Annotated in this window: 21 protein-coding genes; 11 read left to right on the top strand and 10 right to left on the bottom strand. The window is 34.1% G+C overall.

Annotated elements, in window-relative coordinates; all coding sequences use genetic code 11:
* Entirely contained in the window at positions 1 to 1,266 is a 1,266-nt protein-coding gene (gene prf1 / locus R1F52_06260) for a peptide chain release factor aRF-1 (protein ID WOV92710.1), read from the bottom strand.
* Positions 1,267 to 1,297: 31 nt separating this feature from the next.
* On the bottom strand, positions 1,298 to 1,954 hold the full coding sequence (locus R1F52_06265) for a DsbA family protein (GenBank protein WOV92711.1): 657 nt from the start codon (positions 1,952 to 1,954) through the stop codon (positions 1,298 to 1,300).
* 195 nt (positions 1,955 to 2,149) lie between these two features.
* Between R1F52_06265 and R1F52_06270 the strand changes: the two genes are divergently transcribed.
* Positions 2,150 to 3,094, top strand: a complete 945-nt coding sequence (locus R1F52_06270) for an asparagine synthase C-terminal domain-containing protein (GenBank protein WOV92712.1) — start codon at positions 2,150 to 2,152, stop codon at positions 3,092 to 3,094.
* Between the two features lie 14 nt (positions 3,095 to 3,108).
* Here R1F52_06270 and R1F52_06275 read toward each other — a convergent pair whose 3' ends face one another.
* Entirely contained in the window at positions 3,109 to 3,309 is a 201-nt protein-coding gene (locus R1F52_06275) for a YHS domain-containing protein (protein ID WOV92713.1), read from the bottom strand.
* A 42-nt stretch (positions 3,310 to 3,351) separates the two neighbouring features.
* Between R1F52_06275 and speY the strand changes: the two genes are divergently transcribed.
* Positions 3,352 to 4,473, top strand: coding sequence for a deoxyhypusine synthase (gene speY / locus R1F52_06280; protein WOV92714.1), 1,122 nt, complete (start codon positions 3,352 to 3,354; stop codon positions 4,471 to 4,473).
* A 3-nt stretch (positions 4,474 to 4,476) separates the two neighbouring features.
* Here speY and R1F52_06285 read toward each other — a convergent pair whose 3' ends face one another.
* The gene (locus tag R1F52_06285; GenBank protein WOV92715.1) at positions 4,477 to 4,686 is read right to left on the bottom strand and encodes a hypothetical protein; all 210 of its coding nucleotides are present in this window, start codon (positions 4,684 to 4,686) and stop codon (positions 4,477 to 4,479) included.
* Positions 4,687 to 4,724: 38 nt separating this feature from the next.
* A complete protein-coding gene (locus tag R1F52_06290; protein ID WOV92716.1) occupies positions 4,725 to 5,192 on the bottom strand; it encodes a DNA-directed RNA polymerase subunit K in 468 nt (155 codons plus the stop codon).
* Positions 5,193 to 5,248: 56 nt separating this feature from the next.
* Here R1F52_06290 and R1F52_06295 point away from each other — a divergent pair, with 56 nt between their 5' ends.
* Positions 5,249 to 5,620 (top strand): cyclophilin-like fold protein, encoded by a 372-nt coding sequence (locus R1F52_06295; GenBank protein WOV92717.1) that lies wholly within the window; start codon positions 5,249 to 5,251, stop codon positions 5,618 to 5,620.
* Here R1F52_06295 and R1F52_06300 read toward each other — a convergent pair.
* Positions 5,605 to 5,889, bottom strand: coding sequence for a helix-turn-helix domain-containing protein (locus R1F52_06300; GenBank protein ID WOV92718.1), 285 nt, complete (start codon positions 5,887 to 5,889; stop codon positions 5,605 to 5,607). The genes R1F52_06295 and R1F52_06300 overlap by 16 nt on opposite strands.
* A gap of 73 nt (positions 5,890 to 5,962) precedes the next feature.
* Between R1F52_06300 and R1F52_06305 the strand changes: the two genes are divergently transcribed.
* A complete protein-coding gene (locus R1F52_06305) occupies positions 5,963 to 6,859 on the top strand; it encodes a prenyltransferase (protein WOV92719.1) in 897 nt (298 codons plus the stop codon).
* Positions 6,860 to 6,891: 32 nt separating this feature from the next.
* Positions 6,892 to 7,170 carry a peptidylprolyl isomerase gene (locus R1F52_06310; GenBank protein WOV93878.1) on the top strand — a complete coding sequence of 93 codons (279 nt, stop codon included), beginning with the start codon at positions 6,892 to 6,894 and terminating at the stop codon, positions 7,168 to 7,170.
* Here R1F52_06310 and R1F52_06315 read toward each other — a convergent pair.
* Positions 7,167 to 8,669 carry a helicase-related protein gene (locus R1F52_06315; protein ID WOV92720.1) on the bottom strand — a complete coding sequence of 501 codons (1,503 nt, stop codon included), beginning with the start codon at positions 8,667 to 8,669 and terminating at the stop codon, positions 7,167 to 7,169. The genes R1F52_06310 and R1F52_06315 overlap by 4 nt on opposite strands.
* Before the next feature lie 144 nt (positions 8,670 to 8,813).
* Between R1F52_06315 and R1F52_06320 the strand changes: the two genes are divergently transcribed.
* The 3 genes from R1F52_06320 to R1F52_06330 all read left to right on the top strand — a co-directional run bounded on the left by R1F52_06320 (position 8,814) and on the right by R1F52_06330 (position 12,322).
* The gene (locus R1F52_06320) at positions 8,814 to 9,332 is read left to right on the top strand and encodes a dCMP deaminase family protein (protein ID WOV92721.1); all 519 of its coding nucleotides are present in this window, start codon (positions 8,814 to 8,816) and stop codon (positions 9,330 to 9,332) included.
* Between the two features lie 2 nt (positions 9,333 to 9,334).
* Entirely contained in the window at positions 9,335 to 12,040 is a 2,706-nt protein-coding gene (locus R1F52_06325) for a DNA-directed DNA polymerase I (GenBank protein ID WOV92722.1), read from the top strand.
* Between the two features lie 6 nt (positions 12,041 to 12,046).
* On the top strand, positions 12,047 to 12,322 hold the full coding sequence (locus R1F52_06330) for a SemiSWEET family transporter (protein ID WOV92723.1): 276 nt from the start codon (positions 12,047 to 12,049) through the stop codon (positions 12,320 to 12,322).
* Here the strand turns inward: R1F52_06330 and R1F52_06335 are convergent.
* The gene (locus tag R1F52_06335; protein WOV92724.1) at positions 12,317 to 12,775 is read right to left on the bottom strand and encodes a hypothetical protein; all 459 of its coding nucleotides are present in this window, start codon (positions 12,773 to 12,775) and stop codon (positions 12,317 to 12,319) included. The two genes, R1F52_06330 and R1F52_06335, sit on opposite strands and share 6 nt — an antisense overlap.
* A gap of 49 nt (positions 12,776 to 12,824) precedes the next feature.
* On the opposite strand from R1F52_06335, the gene R1F52_06340 reads away from it, so the two are divergent.
* Together R1F52_06340 and R1F52_06345 are read left to right on the top strand one after the other, a co-directional pair.
* Entirely contained in the window at positions 12,825 to 13,100 is a 276-nt protein-coding gene (locus tag R1F52_06340; GenBank protein ID WOV92725.1) for a hypothetical protein, read from the top strand.
* A 116-nt stretch (positions 13,101 to 13,216) separates the two neighbouring features.
* Complete coding sequence (locus R1F52_06345) at positions 13,217 to 13,540, top strand: hypothetical protein (GenBank protein WOV92726.1); 324 nt, start codon at positions 13,217 to 13,219, stop codon at positions 13,538 to 13,540.
* Here the strand turns inward: R1F52_06345 and R1F52_06350 are convergent.
* The gene (locus tag R1F52_06350; protein ID WOV92727.1) at positions 13,537 to 15,564 is read right to left on the bottom strand and encodes a thioredoxin domain-containing protein; all 2,028 of its coding nucleotides are present in this window, start codon (positions 15,562 to 15,564) and stop codon (positions 13,537 to 13,539) included. The genes R1F52_06345 and R1F52_06350 overlap by 4 nt on opposite strands.
* Before the next feature lie 850 nt (positions 15,565 to 16,414).
* On the bottom strand, positions 16,415 to 16,666 hold the full coding sequence (locus R1F52_06355) for a hypothetical protein (protein WOV92728.1): 252 nt from the start codon (positions 16,664 to 16,666) through the stop codon (positions 16,415 to 16,417).
* 80 nt (positions 16,667 to 16,746) lie between these two features.
* Here R1F52_06355 and R1F52_06360 point away from each other — a divergent pair, with 80 nt between their 5' ends.
* Entirely contained in the window at positions 16,747 to 17,136 is a 390-nt protein-coding gene (locus R1F52_06360) for a hypothetical protein (GenBank protein WOV92729.1), read from the top strand.
* Positions 17,137 to 17,198: the final 62 nt, after the last annotated feature.

Consider the following 17,198-nt stretch of genomic DNA (forward strand, 5'->3'; position numbering starts at 1 on the left):
TTATTTTGAATGCATTGGATTGTATCTCAATATTGCACCAACTGATCCCAAACTCTCCAACATGACTCCATACTCTGATTTTCCAGATATGACCTCTACTGTAACACCTCTCTCTGCGGCATGTAGAGAGATGTAATCAATTATATCTGTAATAATAAATGACAAATCGCTAGATTTACACTTTGGACAACTAGCCGCTTTCATATCTGCCTGTTTCTTGATGGTTTCATTTTGTTTAACAATTGCACTCTCTACACCCTTACACTTGTTACACGTCATCTCAATTCGGTTTTTATCAATTTTATCTGTAACTAAAACTATGTCTGTGACATTATTCATTAATAGTTCTATCACCTCATCCAACCCATACGCTCCGAGTCCTGATTGAGTGTTTATCTTTTGAAATAATTTCTCTACCAATACCTTCTCCTCTACCAATCTAAAATTTACCAAGACGTCTTTTGACTTGTCAAACGCCTCTCGTATTCCCTCAGACCCTGCGTATGACGCATCAATTACTGATAGAATCATATCTTGTAGTCTATATTCTAAATAATTATTATTGACAAAATCCTCCTTTGTGGGTCCCGGACCTGATACTATGAGTCCCTTTACTTTGTGAATATCTATAAAATATTCCTTTGTTGTCTTTGCAACACGATTAAAATAATATGTCAACTCCATCTCACGTAGTTTCTGGAATCTCTTAGCTGATTGACCTCCCTGCCTGTGTTTTCCTGCAACACCGGAGCCTGTAGATGCCAATACTTCTATTTTATCACCACGTAGTAGACCCCATCCTGCATCTTTTGCATCAATCGCTAAAATTCCGATACTGTTATCATCTTGCAGCATATCTTTTAGAATATCTACGTGGAAATGATCATCACATCTATACAAAAACGTTTTCAACTCTTTGGGTGGATCTATCTCAAATATTCTAACCACCTCATTTCCTATGGGTCCGCCTTCCTTTGGTGCGAGGGCACCGCAGAATATCACTAGACCACGTTCTGGTGTCTTTTTGTATAATTTTAATCTCTGAACTACTTTGCCCAAAGAATCTACAACATGCGTTCTTGTAATGTCTGATTTGATATTGTCTGCTGTTCCCTGCTCCTCTTTGAGAATTGTGATAATTTCGTGTAACTGCTTTCCCTTGGGTATGTATACTGTAATTAATTCTGTACCCGAACCAGATTTTTGAGTCAGTTCGGCAAGTACCTTTCTAATCCTGTATAATTTAACTGACTTTGCATCTTTCATAATGTTTAATAGTTTTTTTTAGTATAAATAATCATTTCCTTGCAAGTAGTTCTGTAATTGATTTGTCAAATACCTCAAAAGGCTGACTACCGTGTATATTTATGATATGTTTGTCTGTAAATATTAAAAATGAAGGTGTTCCATTAATACCTAATTCACTTGCAAGAACCTGCATTTGTAAAATGTCTTCTTTATACTTTTCTTGTTTCAAGCATGTGTTGAATTGTCTTTCATCTAAACTCAACTCTACTGCAAATTCTCTCAACACCTCTTCTGTGAACCAACCTGTTCTCTCACCACCCCAATTATTATACAATTTATCATGATACGCCCAGTATGCGTCTTGCTCATCTGCGCAATGTGTTGCAATTGCAGCTTGTAAAGACTGCTCACCATTTAATGGAAAATCTTTAAACACTAAACGTACTTTGCCCGTTTCAATATACTCTGATTTTATTTCATCTAGTGTTGTAGAGTGAAATCTAACACAATATGTACACTGATAATCTCCCCACTCTAAAATTGTGATTGGTGCGTCTTTATCCCCCATGATGGGTGAGCCGTTTTTAATTAATTGTTGAGCCGATAATTGAAATCCTGTATCGTCTGAATCTGTTATCTGTGTAGTGATTAATACACCACCGAGTATACCAGCAATTACTGGCATGATATAATAGAGATACTTCATGAATGACTTGATAATTTAATGCTAAAAAATTTATCTAAATTTTACTAAATTAATACCACATATCATACATAAATATTCGTAATCTCAAAATTACACTGAATAAAGATACTCTGTGTGGGGATATACAAATTTCACTCTTAAAATTATTTGATATGAATCTTTGATCTAATATAACATGACAATGATAAAATCATATTGGGCTACTCTGAGGTATTATACGACTTGCTGCATCGTGCAACGGATAGGTGTAGTGCATCCTCTATTGCCTTATCCGGTGGTCTTGACAGCTCGATATTGTCGTTTTATCTGCAGAATAAAATATCTAGTGCCATTGCAATAACCACACAAGATTATCATTCCCCTGATTTACCATTCTGCAAACTTTTATCTGAAAAATTTGATTTGCCACTCGTGGTAACATCTGTGACCATGCCTGAAATATTGGATGCTATACATCAGTGTATCTTGATATTGAAAAATTTTAACAATATTGAAATTAGAAATTCGATTGTAATTTATCTTGCTCTTTGTGTTGCTAAAAAATCCAATATTACTAGCATGGTGACCGGTGACGGTGCAGATGAATTATTTGCCGGCTATAATTTTATGCAACATAAAACTAAACCTGAACTTTCACTTATTCTTGAACGAATATGGAAAAATATGAAATACACTTCAATAGAATTGAGTAAGGCGTTAAACATAACACTAGAGTCTCCATTTTTAGATCCAGACGTTGTACAGTTTGCTAAACAATTACCTATTGATGAAAAAATACAATATCACTCTGGTAAAAAGTTTGGAAAATGGATATTGAGGGAAACATTTGATGGGAAAATTCCCGACTCTATACTGTGGCGCGAAAAGACTGCGATGCAAGATGGTTCTGGAACATCTAATATTACTAATTATTTTGAACAACATACCAGTAATGAGGAATTTGAATCTAAAAAAACCAAGATATTAAACAATGATCATATCCGTATTCAGAGCAAAGAATCTCTCTACTATTATGAGATTTACTGTCAAAATAATAATCCACCAATAATTAATAGTGATGTAAAGTCGTGCCCTTTTTGCAATTATTCAATTCCTGACAATGGTATGTTTTGTCGTATGTGTGGAGCGTGGCCAATTTAGTTATTTATTATTAATTATTTTTTCCATTTTCGTGGTTTTTTGATAAATATTTTTCTGCATCCGTCGCAGCAAAAATAATACTCCTTGTCCTCGTGACTGTGAACAACTGCAGCGTCCTTGTCTAATTCTATACCGCAAACTGGATCTACTGGCATAATTATGTCGCATTCTGCACGTTTAATAAATTTTAGATTGAATTTGTATAATTTTCTCATAATTATCGAAGAATTATTTAATATCTAATTTCTATTGTAATTATGGATAAACATCAATTTCAAGGTCGTGACATACCACACATAAAATTAGATTCGGATATGACGATTAAGGGTCTTGTGGAATCATATGTCAAGATGGGGTTCAATGGAAGACAACTAGGTAACGCTGCAAAATTATACGCCGAGATGATATCTCAAGATGCTACCATATGTCTTGCAGTGTCTGGGGCCTTGACTCCAGTTGGATTTGGAGGAATATTTAAGACATTAATTGAGAAAGGATTTGTAGACTGGTTCATAACTACTGGTGCTAATGTGTATCATGAAGATCATTTTGCTTGGAATCTACCTGTAAAACAAGGGCACTTTAATGTAGATGATTCTAAATTATACACCAATGAAATTGTACGAATTAGAGATGTATATATCAAATTTTATGAAACCCTAGAAGTTGAAGATCAAATAATACAAAAGATGTTTGGTGATGGTTTTCCAAATACACCATTTACAACTGCTGAATTTTGTAATAGAATTGGTAAAATAAATAAAGAAAAATCTCCAAACCCTGAAAAAAGTTTTGTGGCATCTGCATTCGAATATGATGTTCCAGTATTCATCTCTACCCTCAAGGACTCTTCATTGGCTTTAAATTTGGCAGTTCATTATTTGCGTGGAAAACCATATTCTTTGGATTTTGTTAAAGAGATATTGCAGCAAGCTGCAATTTTACACAGCTCCAAAAAATCTGCTATCGTAGAGTTGGGTGGTGGTGTTCCAAAGAATACNAGTCAGCAAACAGGTCCAATGTTGGATCAGATACTGCGACGTAATAACGGTGGTCAGGATTATATCATACAAATAACTGATGCACGTCCGGATACTGGTGGATTGTCAGGCGCCACTCTTCAAGAAGGAAAGAGTTGGGGCAAGGTCAAAGATCCTCATCAAGGTATGATTACTGTATATTCTGATGCAACAATTGCATTTCCGATTCTTGTACTATACGTACTTGCGACACAGAAACCTAGACGTCCAAAAAGACTATACAAAAGTCTAGATTCACTATACGATACGTTAAAACAAGACTATTTCAAATCTGGTGACAAATTTTATGATTTATTAAATGACGATTACGACTTGGCCAGTAAATTGAATGATAAATAGATATTAAAATTTATCAAAACGTGATCGTTCTAATTCTCTATCTTGCTTTGTCTCCTTTTTCCATTCTTTATAATGTATTTTACACAACACTGATTTTTTACCACCCTTGACACGCAAACCTGACTCCTCTACTCTTTTAGTATTTAATGATTTGACGGCATCTTCTTCACATTCAACTACACTACATTTCATACCCTTGCCAATAACACCCATGTGTTGTTTAATTCTTTATAGTATTTATACACTTTTGATTAATTTTTTGCAAATTTATCTAGTGGAATATTTTGAAAATCACCATTTGGAAATACTCTACGTATTGTAATAGGTATTACACGTTGTTCCAACTCTTCCATTGCAATGTCTAGTGATATTCTTGCTGTCTTTGGTATTGATATGAATGGTGGTGCTCCTAGTGATAATTGGAGTGCTCTTGCTCCCATGATTCTTGCTTTTTCAAATCGTGTAAGTGTAGGAATTCCTGTTTTATTTACACTTTTATCATTAATGTCAATCTCTTGAATCTCATGTACTGTATTTGTTTCTATAACTTTACGTTCTCGCATTGCAGTTATTTTCTCTTCCAACTTTGTTGTATCTAGACCTGATAATTCATTCTCCATGATTTTACGGAAATTTTCTATTGCTTTTTCCACTACTTGATCTACTTCCTCATCTTCTGAGATCTCTCCAATCAAGCTTGGTTCTTCAGCTTTGGACAACTATTAATGAATTGAAAAGCGGTTATATATTCCAATATTAACACAAAGTGATTAATTTGACATTTATTTCAAATCTCAAAGTAACTTTGGATATAAACAATATCAAGATTGATTGTAATATAAAACGACATTTATCCCCTAGCATCGTCCGTCAAATTGCAAATGCTCTTCCAATGGAATCTACCATACATTATATGAACCGTGATTTTATTTATTTTCAAACTAAATTAATTTCAGGTATTGAGCGCCCAAAAAAACAATTCAAGCGTGGAGATATTGCATATCTACCTGAAAATCAAAGTATATGTATATTCTTACAGGATGCAACTACAAAAGTTATGACACCGATTGGTAATGTTTTAGATGATTTAGATGGAATAGTAATTGAAGGTTCTAAAAATATAGTAAAATTTTATGCTACTGGTTGATAAACTCGATGTCCGCTAAATCCACCAACTCTTTTTATCTTTTTTTCATTTTCTAATTTTCGTATTATTTTATTTACAGCAGACACTTTGACTCCTGTTTTTCTTGCCAGTTCGTATATTGTAATTGCTTTAGATCCTAGTATGATCTTCATGGTCTCATCATTTTCTTGCAATATGCTTCTTATCGTAGGTTTTTTAATTCCACCCTCGCTATCTGCTTTCATTGCTTTTTTAGATTTTTTCACTCCAGGTTTTTTATTATCTGCCATTATACTCTAATTCATTAATTATCCATTTATAAATTATATATTAAAATAAATTATTAACCATCTACCATTTTTCATGCTAGGTTTGTGGCTACGTGTAATGCGTCTAAAGTTTCTTTTGGCATCTGTGATTGCAGTATCCATAGGTCTGGCACTATCTTGGGTTAACGGAGGGCATTTCACTCTCACCGACGCTATTCTTACATTGGCCGGCATTTTGGCGTTGCACATTAGCGTCGATTTATTCAATGACTATTGGGATTATAAACGAGGAATTGATTCTAAAACCACTTCAACTGGAATGAGTGGGGGTACTAGTACTGTCGGTGATGGTAAACTAGTCCCATCACATGTATTTGCAGCTGCAATTATTTTCATGATTCTAGGATGTATTGCAGGAACCTATTTTGTAATTACTAGTGGATATGTAATTGGTATATTATTGGGATTTGCTGTTCTGTCAGTTTATTTCTACTCTACCAAAATTATAAATGCAGGTCTTGCCGAAATTTTTGTTGCGATCAAGGGTACAATGATTGTTTTAGGAACTTTTTTTATTCAAACTGGAAATTTATCTGTAGAATCTCTACTGGGAGGTGTAATAGCTGGTTCTTTATCGTCTCTTGTATTATTTGTTACATCATACCCTGATTATCATGCAGACAAGGCAGGAGGACGTAGAACACTAGTAATCATTCTTGGACGACAAAAAGCATCAAACTTATTTTGGATTTTTATGGGTGTTGCGTATAGCGCATTACTCATTGGTGTAATACTAGACTTGTTTCCACCATCCAGTTTGATCATGCTCTTGTGTATTCCTTTGGGGATATATGCCGGTACCACTCTGTCAAAACATCACTCCTCAGATACATCTCAAATGTTATCCTTCATGTCTAGGACTATACTATTTAGTCGAATTAGTGGCATTCTCTTTGTATCTGGCATACTCATTTTTGAAATGATACACTGATTTCTTTTTAAACTATGATTACACCTAAATTAATCATGAATAAGATACGTTGCTTGCATATTTTGGTAGCAAAGCAGAGTGAGGCTTTGGCAGTATTGGAGCGTTTATCCTCAGGGGACAAATTTGCCAAAATTGCCAGAGAAGTGTCTTTGGATACTGGTAGTGCTAAGCGTGATGGCAATCTGGGATTCTTTGGTCGCGGATCTATGGTAAAGCCATTTGAGCAAGCTGCCTTTTCATTACAGATTGATCAAGTATCACAACCGGTAAAAACTGAATTTGGTTATCATATAATTAAACGATTGGCCTAGACAAATTTATCTAGACCTTTTTTCTTGGGTTTTAAATTTTTATTTAATTTTTCAGTAATCTTTTTTGATTTTGTCATTTTTTTCTTTCCGATCCAATAATATACCTCATCAATGGTATCTTTTGCCATCAAAATTATTAAATTACCTGTCTCTTTTCTACCTGTTCTACCTTTTCTTTGTATGTGACGTATAGAGCTCGGTACATTATCGTAAAAAATTACCAGATTCACTTCTGAAACATCTAATCCTTCTTCCCCCACACGCGTTGAGACTAGTACCTGATATTCTCCATCTCGAAATCTCTGCAGTGTCTCTATCTGCTTTTTTTGTTTTAATCCATCTTTACCTGCTTTGCCAATTAAAATCTCTGCACTAATATTTTCATCTAAAAGTGCTCTTTTTATGGTGTCTACTGAATCTCTAAAACTACTAAATACGATTACCTTACTTTTTTGCTTTCGTAATATCTCTATGAGTTTATCAAGCTTGGGGTGCTCCAGTCCATTTTTCTGTGATATTCTAGCTGAATGTATGGCTCTTGCAAATTCCGAGTCTTCATTGAATAGTTCTTTGGCACCTGCTCCTCCCTTTTTCTCTGCTCTCTCGCAGAATTTGAGAAATGATGTAGTACCGTGAGCCTCGTAAATGTTTAAGGCATAAGTGATTCTGATGGCTGTAAATAACGCCTTTGAGCAGAATCGCATTCTACTCACTACTATGGGTCTAATTCGGAGTAGTGATGATAACGATTTTGTAGCCGTTATATTCAATCCCGACTTGGCTAATTGAGTATATCTGCTGTCTAATTCCATCTTTAATAATTTCTGAACTGTTTTCATCTCTGCTGGCAAGTCTACCTGACACCACTGTGTCTCTGTCTTCTGTATGTATGGTGTCACATCTGGACTATCCTCATTTCTTTGCTCAACCTTTTCAATGTGTAGTGTTGATATGATTTCATCAATCTTTTGTTTTTCACTCGGCAGTGTTGCCGTCATTGCAAGAATACGTACACTGTTAAAATTTGTAATTCTCTTGGCAATTGTAGAGTATGCATAATCCCCAACTGTTCTATGAGCTTCATCAAATACTATCAAACTAAATTGATTCGGTTTTGCTATTTCTCTGTCAAAATCATTCCTTACAATCTCTGGAGTTGCACATATAATGTCATTTTTCCACGATTTCTTTCGTTTCTCAATGGGTTCTTCCCCAGTTAGTAATCCTATGCTATCTATGCTCATATTTGCTTTAAGAAATTCAAAATGCTGATTCACAAGTACACGTGTTGGTGCTAGAAATAAAATCGCCTTTTCTTTTTCTGCCAAATACTGTGCTATCACTTGTAATGCTACTATAGTTTTTCCAAGACCCGTTGGTAAAACTATCATACAGTTGTTTGATTTCACTTTTTCTGAAAGACTAGTCTGATAATCTCTCTTCTCTACAGAGTTTTTTTTGATAAATTTCTGTTCTATATACTCTATACTCTTTAGCATAATTTGAGGAATAAATCAATAAATAATATAAGTTGATATTGAACGTTATTTGACCAAATGGAATCCTTTATTCACAAATTATACACCAACTTTGTACCAAAATCTCTATTATCTTTTTAAAACCTATTATTCTATCAATACTGAATGGTTAAATTTGAGCGACCAAGTTGGGATGAATACTTTATGCTGCAAGCAGAGCTGGCCAAGCTGCGCTCCAACTGTGTGGTCCGCAAAGTCGGAGCTGTAATAGTAAATGAGAATCGTCAGCTTGCGACTGGATATAACGGAACGCCACCTGGAGTGAAAAACTGCTATGAGGGTGGTTGTCAAAGATGTCAGGACAGAATTAATAATACTTTAAAACAAGGCGAATCTTTGGATCGATGTGTTTGTAGTCATGCTGAATCTAATGCAATAATGCACTGTGCAATTTTAGGAATTGGTACTGGAAGTAAAAACTTGACACTCTACTCTACATTATCCCCCTGTCTTGAATGTACAAAGATGGCCATAACTGTTGGCGTTAAACGTATTGTGTGTATTGATACTTATTCTGAAACTAATCAATCTCTATTATCAGACTCTTCAATCACTGTGGATGTGATACCCTATGATAAAATAAGTCGATGGGCAGATTTAATCTCAAATAATTCACAGGAATAGTAATGCAGGTAAATTCAGATTTAAAATCATTTGAAATGCCATCATCCATGCTGGTATCTGCCATATATGACAATAAAAAAAAATCTGCGACTTTGAAATTCTATGAACCCGTATCTCAAAAAATTATACTGTGGAGCGATGAGACTAATCACAAACCATACTGTTACTCAAAATTACTACCAAAGGAATTATCCATGCTCGATGAACGAGAAGATGTTGTATCTGTTGAATTGGTAAAAAGATATGATCTGCTTGAATTCAAAGACTGCCAAGTTAGTAAAATTACCACTACTAATCCTCTAGCTATAGGAGGCACTGATGGAAGCATACGAAATTTAATAGATACGTGGGAGTCTGATATTAAATATTATGAAAATTATCTGTATGATCGACAATTAATCGTTGGGAAATATTATAAAATTTCTAAAGGCCAACTAGCTGCCGTTGATACTGAAATTTCAACTGTGGTGAAAAAAGAACTGGAGAATTTACTATGGAGTGATAAAGATGATACCATGATTAATCAAAAAGAGTTCAACGAATATATCTCTGAATGGGCAAATTTACTTAATCTACCAATTCCAAACATTAAACGACTTAGTTTTGATATAGAGGTTGAATCTACAACCGGACGTCTTCCGGATGCTAAATTATCTCAACAAGTCATTACAGTTATTGGGTTTCGTGGCAGTGATGATTTAAAAAAAGTGTTTGTCTTAAGATATGGCGATAAAAAAGATGGTGAAAATAAAGCAAAGGGTGTAGATGTTATTTTTTACGATGATGAATCTAGTATGTTAACAGACGCGTTTGCATTAATTGCACAATACCCATTTATTCTTACGTATAATGGTGATGACTTTGATATGCCTTATTTGTATAATAGAGCGAGGAATCTTGGTATATCTGTAGATGTAAATCCATTATACATGATGCGTGATTCTGCGACATTAAAGAAAGGCGTTCATATTGATTTGTACAGAACACTGTCTAACCGCTCCTTTCAGATATATGCATTCAGTCACAAGTATACTGAATTCTCACTAAACAGTGTATCCAAGGCGCTCTTAGGTGAGGAGAAGATTGATTATGGGAAGACCCTTGATGACCTTACTTATCATGAATTGGCTCATTACTGTTACAATGATGCAAGACTCACATACAAGCTAACAGAGTTTAATCACAATATTTTGATGAATCTATTGGTAATCGTTAGTCGTATATCTCGTATGCCTATAGACGACATTGCAAGAATGGGTGTGTCTCAGTGGATACGCAGTCTATTGTACTATGAACATCGTAAACGCAATGCGATAATTCCAAGGCGAGAGGAGTTGGAGAAAAAATCTGCCAATGTGTCCTCTGAGGCTGTAATTAAAGATAAGAAATATCGTGGGGGCCTAGTGATTGAGCCAAAAGCAGGTGTATATTTTGAAGTGACAGTGATGGATTTTGCAAGTCTATACCCTAGTATAATCAAAGTAAGTAATTTATCATACGAGACAGTTCGATGTCCACATAAAGAATGCCAATCAAATAAGATACCTCAGACTAATCATTGGACATGTACCATGAATAATGGGCTTGAATCTCTTTTAATTGGTTCATTACGTGATCTACGTGTAAATTACTATAAAAATTTAGCAAAACGTGAATCACTATCTGAAGAAGAACGACAACAGTATGTTGTGATTAGTCAGGCCCTTAAAGTAATTTTAAATGCAAGTTATGGTGTGATNGGGAGTGAAATATTTCCTCTCTACTTTCTACCAGCTGCAGAAGCTACAACTGCAATTGGAAGACATATCATTCTTGAGACAATAAAAAAATGTGAGGTATCGGGAATTAATGTATTGTATGGTGATACTGATTCTATATTTGTTGAGAAACCCACTAAATTACAAATAAGTGATATTATTCAATCTGCAAAAAAACAACACGGTGTTGATTTTGAGGTTGATAAAGAGTATAGATATGTTGTTTTGAGTAATAGAAAGAAAAATTATCTAGGTGTTACAAAAAAGGGCAAAGTAGATGTCAAGGGTCTGACGGGGAAAAAATCTCATACACCACCGTTTATCCGTACACTATTCTATGAACTACTTAATATCCTATCTGTGGTTGAAACTCTAGATGATTTTACTCGCGCAAAGATGCAGGTGACCTGGTCCATATCTAAATGGGTAAAAAAGCTAGAAGCAGGTGAAATTCCATTAAAGGAACTGGCGTTTAATGTAATGGTCAGCAAACCTATTTCCGAATATGTCAAAACAATTCCTCAGCACATACGTGCTGCAAAACTACTAGAGGATAAACCTGTTAGTAAAAAAGGCACAATTGACGACTATGTCGACATACATGATGAAGTGGGTGTAAAGCCTAAAACTCTATCCGAAGATTTAGCAATTAATAAAACGAACGACAAAACTACTTCTGAATATGTCAAAACCGATCCTCAACATATGCGTGTTGTCAAACTAGAGAATAAACGTGAAATTCAAAAAGGTGACATTATCTCTTTTGTCAAGACATTTGGGGGAGTGGGTGTAAAGCCTGTAGAGCTTGCAAAACCCAAAGATATTGACACAAACAAATACTTGGACTTTTTAGAATCCACTTTGGATCAAATTACATCTTCAATGGATTTAGATTTTGATGAAATTCTTGGCAGACATAAACAAACTGGTATAGAGGATACATTTTATTGATGAATCATGTCTATTGATCCTCTCTTGTTATCATTAATTGCAATTTTTGGTGGGATTTTCATATTGCTTGGATGGGTAAAGCAAATCATAAAGGGTTATCAAACTAAAAAACTTGATGATGTATCAAAATATCTTTTATTATTAATTTTAACTGGAGTTATTCTTTGGACAATTTATGGTGTCTATAAAGATGATCTATTTATTATAGGAACTAATGTTGTTGCAATCGCATTTATGATAATAATCCTTGTCATGAAATTCAGTTTTAAAAATCAATCATAGCAACTGTTTTTCAAATGCTAGATCTAAAATTGGACTAATTTCTTCTAGTATTGTTTTTTTATCTAGTGATACTATGTGGTTAAATGTTGTGAATATTGTTACACTCAACATATCTTGATCAGTATGGGATATTTTAACCACATGTTTTTTTAATGTGGCAACTTCCAATACACTTTTCCATACTTGTAGTCGCTGACTAATACCATCGATTGTATCAATTAAATCATAAATGTCAGACTCGTAATCTGAATCAAATATGCCAAATTTTACTAGTGGTATAGTCAAAAAACCACCTGATACGTGACTATTTTCTTTATGCATCTGTTTTATGATGTCCTCTTCACTCTCCTTTGGGATTTTACCATAATCTGGTCCAAAATATGCTGCTATGTTTTTATCCTTACCAAAAATACGGTAAAACCAATCCCCTTCATCAAATTCAATCTTCCACATACTATTCTCTCTCATATAAATAAATAAACCACACCCTTTTAATAAAAACATGTCATTATCTGAATCTAATAAAAAATTTTTGCTAGATTTAATAGATTATTACGCAAAGTCTTCCTCATCATACAAACATATTGCCACATCGTATTCCAAGGAGCATTCTCTAATTGACACAACCTTTGGTATTATCTTGGGGTGTCTCTATTCTAGTTTTCTACAAATGTATAGTAATCAAAAACTTGAGATGACAAATCAAGACATGACTGATTTTAATATGGTCGTTTTAACCAAGGCTGGTTTTTTAATGGATGCGATAAAAAAACAATGATTAACGGTGGGAAAATTATTTTCATTCTCGGTGTTGCCGGCTCGGTTGGTATTGCTGGAATATCTCTATTCATGGCATTAAGATAGGAATAAATGCAAACTAAATAATTAAAAAATATGTCTGATATTAATGAATATAAAATTCAACAAATAGTGGATAATGGTCGTGTGATACAAATGACATTGATTGAAAATGTAAACACTGAACCAGTATCACAAAAACAATTAATCATGGATAATGTAGCTAAAAAAATCTCTCCTGAAATGCGTGATCAAATTGCGCCACTACTAGAGGCAATACTTCAGGCACAACCGACCATAAAAGTAAAGTCGTATCATCAAACAACAATATCAATTACAATGCCTAAATCCCGTTATGAAAGAATGGGAACACCACATGTTAATGATATAATTCCGATAACTTTTGGAACTAGCACTTAGCAGAGCTTGGATACATCTTCTATAGAGTATAGTGGCTGTGAACAAGTAAAATCCTTGCAGACGTATATGGTGGTTTTCTCTTTTGAGAATGTCTTTCCTGCAAAAAATGAATATTTACTCAATTGCTCCAACTGTTCCTGCTTGCTAATCTCTACCGTTATGCCTTCTGGTAGGAATGACTCTCTTAGTTGTTTTATCATTATATCATTTAAACTTAAAACAGTAATCTCTGTTGGTTTTTGCACTTTGGTGTATATCACATTTAGCAAATTACCAAACGCAAATGGATTTTGTGTAATTATTCCAATTCGTGAATTTATAAATTTGTCTAGTAAATTATGATATTTTGTATTGTTTGTAAAAATGAATAATCTTTGCAAAATGTCAGCTGCAACTGAGCTTCCAGACGGTGTGGATAAATCATAATCACTGCTTGGTCTGAATATTAATGGATCATGATTATCTGACGTCATGAAAAATGTCATACTCTCTTCATCGCAATAATGATTTATGGTGTAATCTGCTAGTAACACTGCTTTGTCTATGTATCGTCTATCTGCTTTTACTGCAAACAAGTCTAGCAAAGCTGCAATTAGATATGTGTAATCCTCCAAATATCCGTGAATTTTGCTCTCACCATCTTTGAATATTCGTAATAGTTTGTCATTTTTGTACAATGTCTCCTCTATGAAATCAACACACTTTACTGCAGCATTTAGATATTTTTCATCATGTGTAATTTCATATCCCTTTACAAAAGCACTAATCATTAACGCATTCCATGATGTAATTACTTTATCATCTCGTCCTGGTCTGTCTCTGGTATCTCTTACTTTTAATAACTTAACTTTAGAATTTTTCAATGCATGATTAACCGTCTCCTCGGACATGTTTGTATGAAATGCTATTGCTGATAGCGGCATTGATCGATGTAAAATGTTACTGCCCTCGAAATTTCCTCCATCTGTTACACCATGATATGTACAAAACATATCTGCGTCGTTAATTAAAATCTTGAAAATCTCACTTTTGCTCCAGGTATAATATACCCCCTCACCTTTCTCCGAATCTGCGTCCTGTGAAGAGCAGAAACATCCATCTGGTAGTGTCATCTCTCGTAATGTGTAATCTAGTGTCTCAATTACTACATTTTTGTAAAACTCTTCCTTTGTTATCTGAAATGCTTCTGCATATGTGATGATTAATAATGCGTTATCGTACAGCATTTTCTCAAAGTGTGGTACAAGCCATGTTTGATTTGTAGAATATCTATGAAATCCTCCTCCTATTTGATCATACATTCCACTAGACGCCATTTTTCTCAATGTCTTTAACGCAAACTCTTGAAAACTAGGATTACCAACAAGTTTTGAGTATCTAAATAAAAATGATAAATTTATCGAATTTGGAAATTTCGGAGCACTACCAAATCCTCCATACGTGTGATCAGCTATTGACATTAGATTATTTGCGCTGGTATCTATCAACTTGGTTAATGATTCCTCTTTACTGATTGATTTTTGCGGTTTTGTGTATAGTGATGTGTAGCATTTTTCTGCAGCGTCAATCATATCTGTCTGCTTCTCTCTCCACCCCTGTGCTAACTGTCTTAAAATACTGCCAAAACTTGGTCGTCCATGAAAATCTGTTGGAGGAAAGTATGTTCCAACATAAAATGGCTTTTGATCAGGTGTGAGAAATACACTTAATGGCCATCCTCCCTGCCCTGTTATCATTTGACATGCTTTTTGATAAATGTCATCAATGTCGGGTCTCTCCTCTCTATCCACTTTGATATTTATAAAATACTTGTTCATTATTTCAGCAACATTCACATCTTCAAAAGACTCGTGTGCCATTACATGACACCAATGACATGAACTATACCCTACGCTTAAGAATATTGGTTTATTTTCATCTTTTGCTCTTTGTAGTGATTCATCATTCCATGCATGCCATTCCACTGGATTGTCTGCATGCTGTAAAAGATATGGACTTGACTCTAAACCAAGTTTATTTGGCATACAGGGTTTAATTTTTTAATATAATTTTAGTGTTAATTTATGTAATTCGACAAAGTTATCAATCTATTCATAATATATTAAATTCTATAATTATTTATGAATTGTGAATTTTAGTTGTTTCAAAATAAATTTGATAATAATGTTAAAAGAATATGAATAACGATAAAATTGATATGTGACTTAAAACGACGCGTAAAGTTTTTGGTTGGATTAGATGGTTCCTGAGCTCATCTTGCGACGTCTCTCAGCTGGTACCCAGCGGAACACATTACATAGTGATGGTGTCATTAATAAAGTTACAAGATGTGTATTCTACTACATTATCTTAACCTGTGGAATTTCATTCATGGATGTTAAATGAATAATGTATTTCAATTTCTAAGATCCTTACACATGATATCTAACATAAACAAAGATTTACGAAATACTACAAATTCATTACTTGGAACTTTCACTTGTATTTTTTATTACACTTAAATTTTGTTATACTGTGACTGTACAAACTAGTGTAAAGATAGATGTGACGATTATAGCAGTAGGTGTATTTGCTTATATCATCCTAAAAACTTTCTCTACTTTTAATTAACCAGAAAAAAATTTACAAGATATGTGTTTGATGTATGTTATCTAGTTCTACAAATAGATCCAGATAACACAACATAACCGAGACATATACACTTTCAAACTCGACACTTTTAAAACATCATTCACTTGGAATTTTTTATATGATGTATCCTCCTAACATTATTCTATGTAGAGTTGATGAGTTTTAACCTAAAATCTCTATATTTTGATATACGATTTATTCAGTATGTTATAATTTGGACAAGTGCTTTTTCTACCACACACTTTAATCCCTCTTCTCTGTAGGATCATCAATTTCGTCTTGAAGTTTATAGATTTGTGTGGATATTTCTGCCAATAATTTAACCTTGGATTTATGCGCCTTTTTATTATGGGAATAATCTTTTTTCTCGACTAATATTTGCAATTTCTCTAATTCTGCAATGCTGAATTTTTTTATTCCTTCCTTTGCAACTATATTTAATAATTTTACTCTGTCTTTATCTGCCCGTGTCGGTGTTGTAGGTGATTTAGTCAATGCTCTAATTACTCATGTTTGAATATTAAATGTGATGTATCATCTTAACGATTATTAATAGACTAATTATCATGTGAATCATGATAGTAAAAATTGCCATTGGAATGACAATCATTTCAGTTATACTGCTTGCAACTTATGGCGCAGATGTTATCGTCAGTCTTGATGGTGGTGATGGATTTCTCCCCTTTGATCACAAAACTCGTGGAATGGGATTGGGTGGCGTATCTCTATTATTGGCCTTTGTGGCATTTTTCATATCATTAAAATCTCAATCAAAAATTCTTGGCATCCTACTCTTAATAGTGGCAGCCTTGGTATTTCTTGGAGGAATCATAATTGTTGCATTACCTTTTGAATCTATGTCTGAGGATGTAGTTAAAATGGATAATCTACGTGGAGCCGCTCCGCTCTTTATTGCAGGTATAATTTTAACTGCAATGGGTACAGTCAAAGTAGTAAAGTCTTGACCTAGATGGAAACTTGTGTAAACTGTCATGGTGAAACTTCAAAATTATACTCCTGTGAGCAC

This window comes from Nitrosopumilaceae archaeon AB1(1), from assembly GCA_033471095.1.
Taxonomy (GTDB): Archaea; Thermoproteota; Nitrososphaeria; order Nitrososphaerales; family Nitrosopumilaceae; genus Nitrosoabyssus; species Nitrosoabyssus spongiisocia.

Excerpts from the sequence above, each read along its gene's own strand:
- R1F52_06340 (WOV92725.1), top strand. The coding sequence starts at position 12,825 with ATGTCATTATCTGAATCTAATAAAAAATTTTTGCTAGATTTAATAGAT.
- prf1 (WOV92710.1), bottom strand. The coding sequence starts at position 1,266 with ATGAAAGATGCAAAGTCAGTTAAATTATACAGGATTAGAAAGGTACTT.
- R1F52_06320 (WOV92721.1), top strand. The coding sequence starts at position 8,814 with ATGGTTAAATTTGAGCGACCAAGTTGGGATGAATACTTTATGCTGCAA.
- R1F52_06305 (WOV92719.1), top strand. The coding sequence starts at position 5,963 with ATGCTAGGTTTGTGGCTACGTGTAATGCGTCTAAAGTTTCTTTTGGCA.
- R1F52_06360 (WOV92729.1), top strand. The coding sequence starts at position 16,747 with ATGATAGTAAAAATTGCCATTGGAATGACAATCATTTCAGTTATACTG.
- R1F52_06345 (WOV92726.1), top strand. The coding sequence starts at position 13,217 with ATGTCTGATATTAATGAATATAAAATTCAACAAATAGTGGATAATGGT.
- R1F52_06300 (WOV92718.1), bottom strand. The coding sequence starts at position 5,889 with ATGGCAGATAATAAAAAACCTGGAGTGAAAAAATCTAAAAAAGCAATG.
- R1F52_06350 (WOV92727.1), bottom strand. The coding sequence starts at position 15,564 with ATGCCAAATAAACTTGGTTTAGAGTCAAGTCCATATCTTTTACAGCAT.
- R1F52_06275 (WOV92713.1), bottom strand. The coding sequence starts at position 3,309 with ATGAGAAAATTATACAAATTCAATCTAAAATTTATTAAACGTGCAGAA.
- R1F52_06315 (WOV92720.1), bottom strand. The coding sequence starts at position 8,669 with ATGCTAAAGAGTATAGAGTATATAGAACAGAAATTTATCAAAAAAAAC.
- R1F52_06265 (WOV92711.1), bottom strand. The coding sequence starts at position 1,954 with ATGAAGTATCTCTATTATATCATGCCAGTAATTGCTGGTATACTCGGT.
- R1F52_06285 (WOV92715.1), bottom strand. The coding sequence starts at position 4,686 with ATGGGTGTTATTGGCAAGGGTATGAAATGTAGTGTAGTTGAATGTGAA.
- R1F52_06335 (WOV92724.1), bottom strand. The coding sequence starts at position 12,775 with ATGTGGAAGATTGAATTTGATGAAGGGGATTGGTTTTACCGTATTTTT.
- R1F52_06330 (WOV92723.1), top strand. The coding sequence starts at position 12,047 with ATGTCTATTGATCCTCTCTTGTTATCATTAATTGCAATTTTTGGTGGG.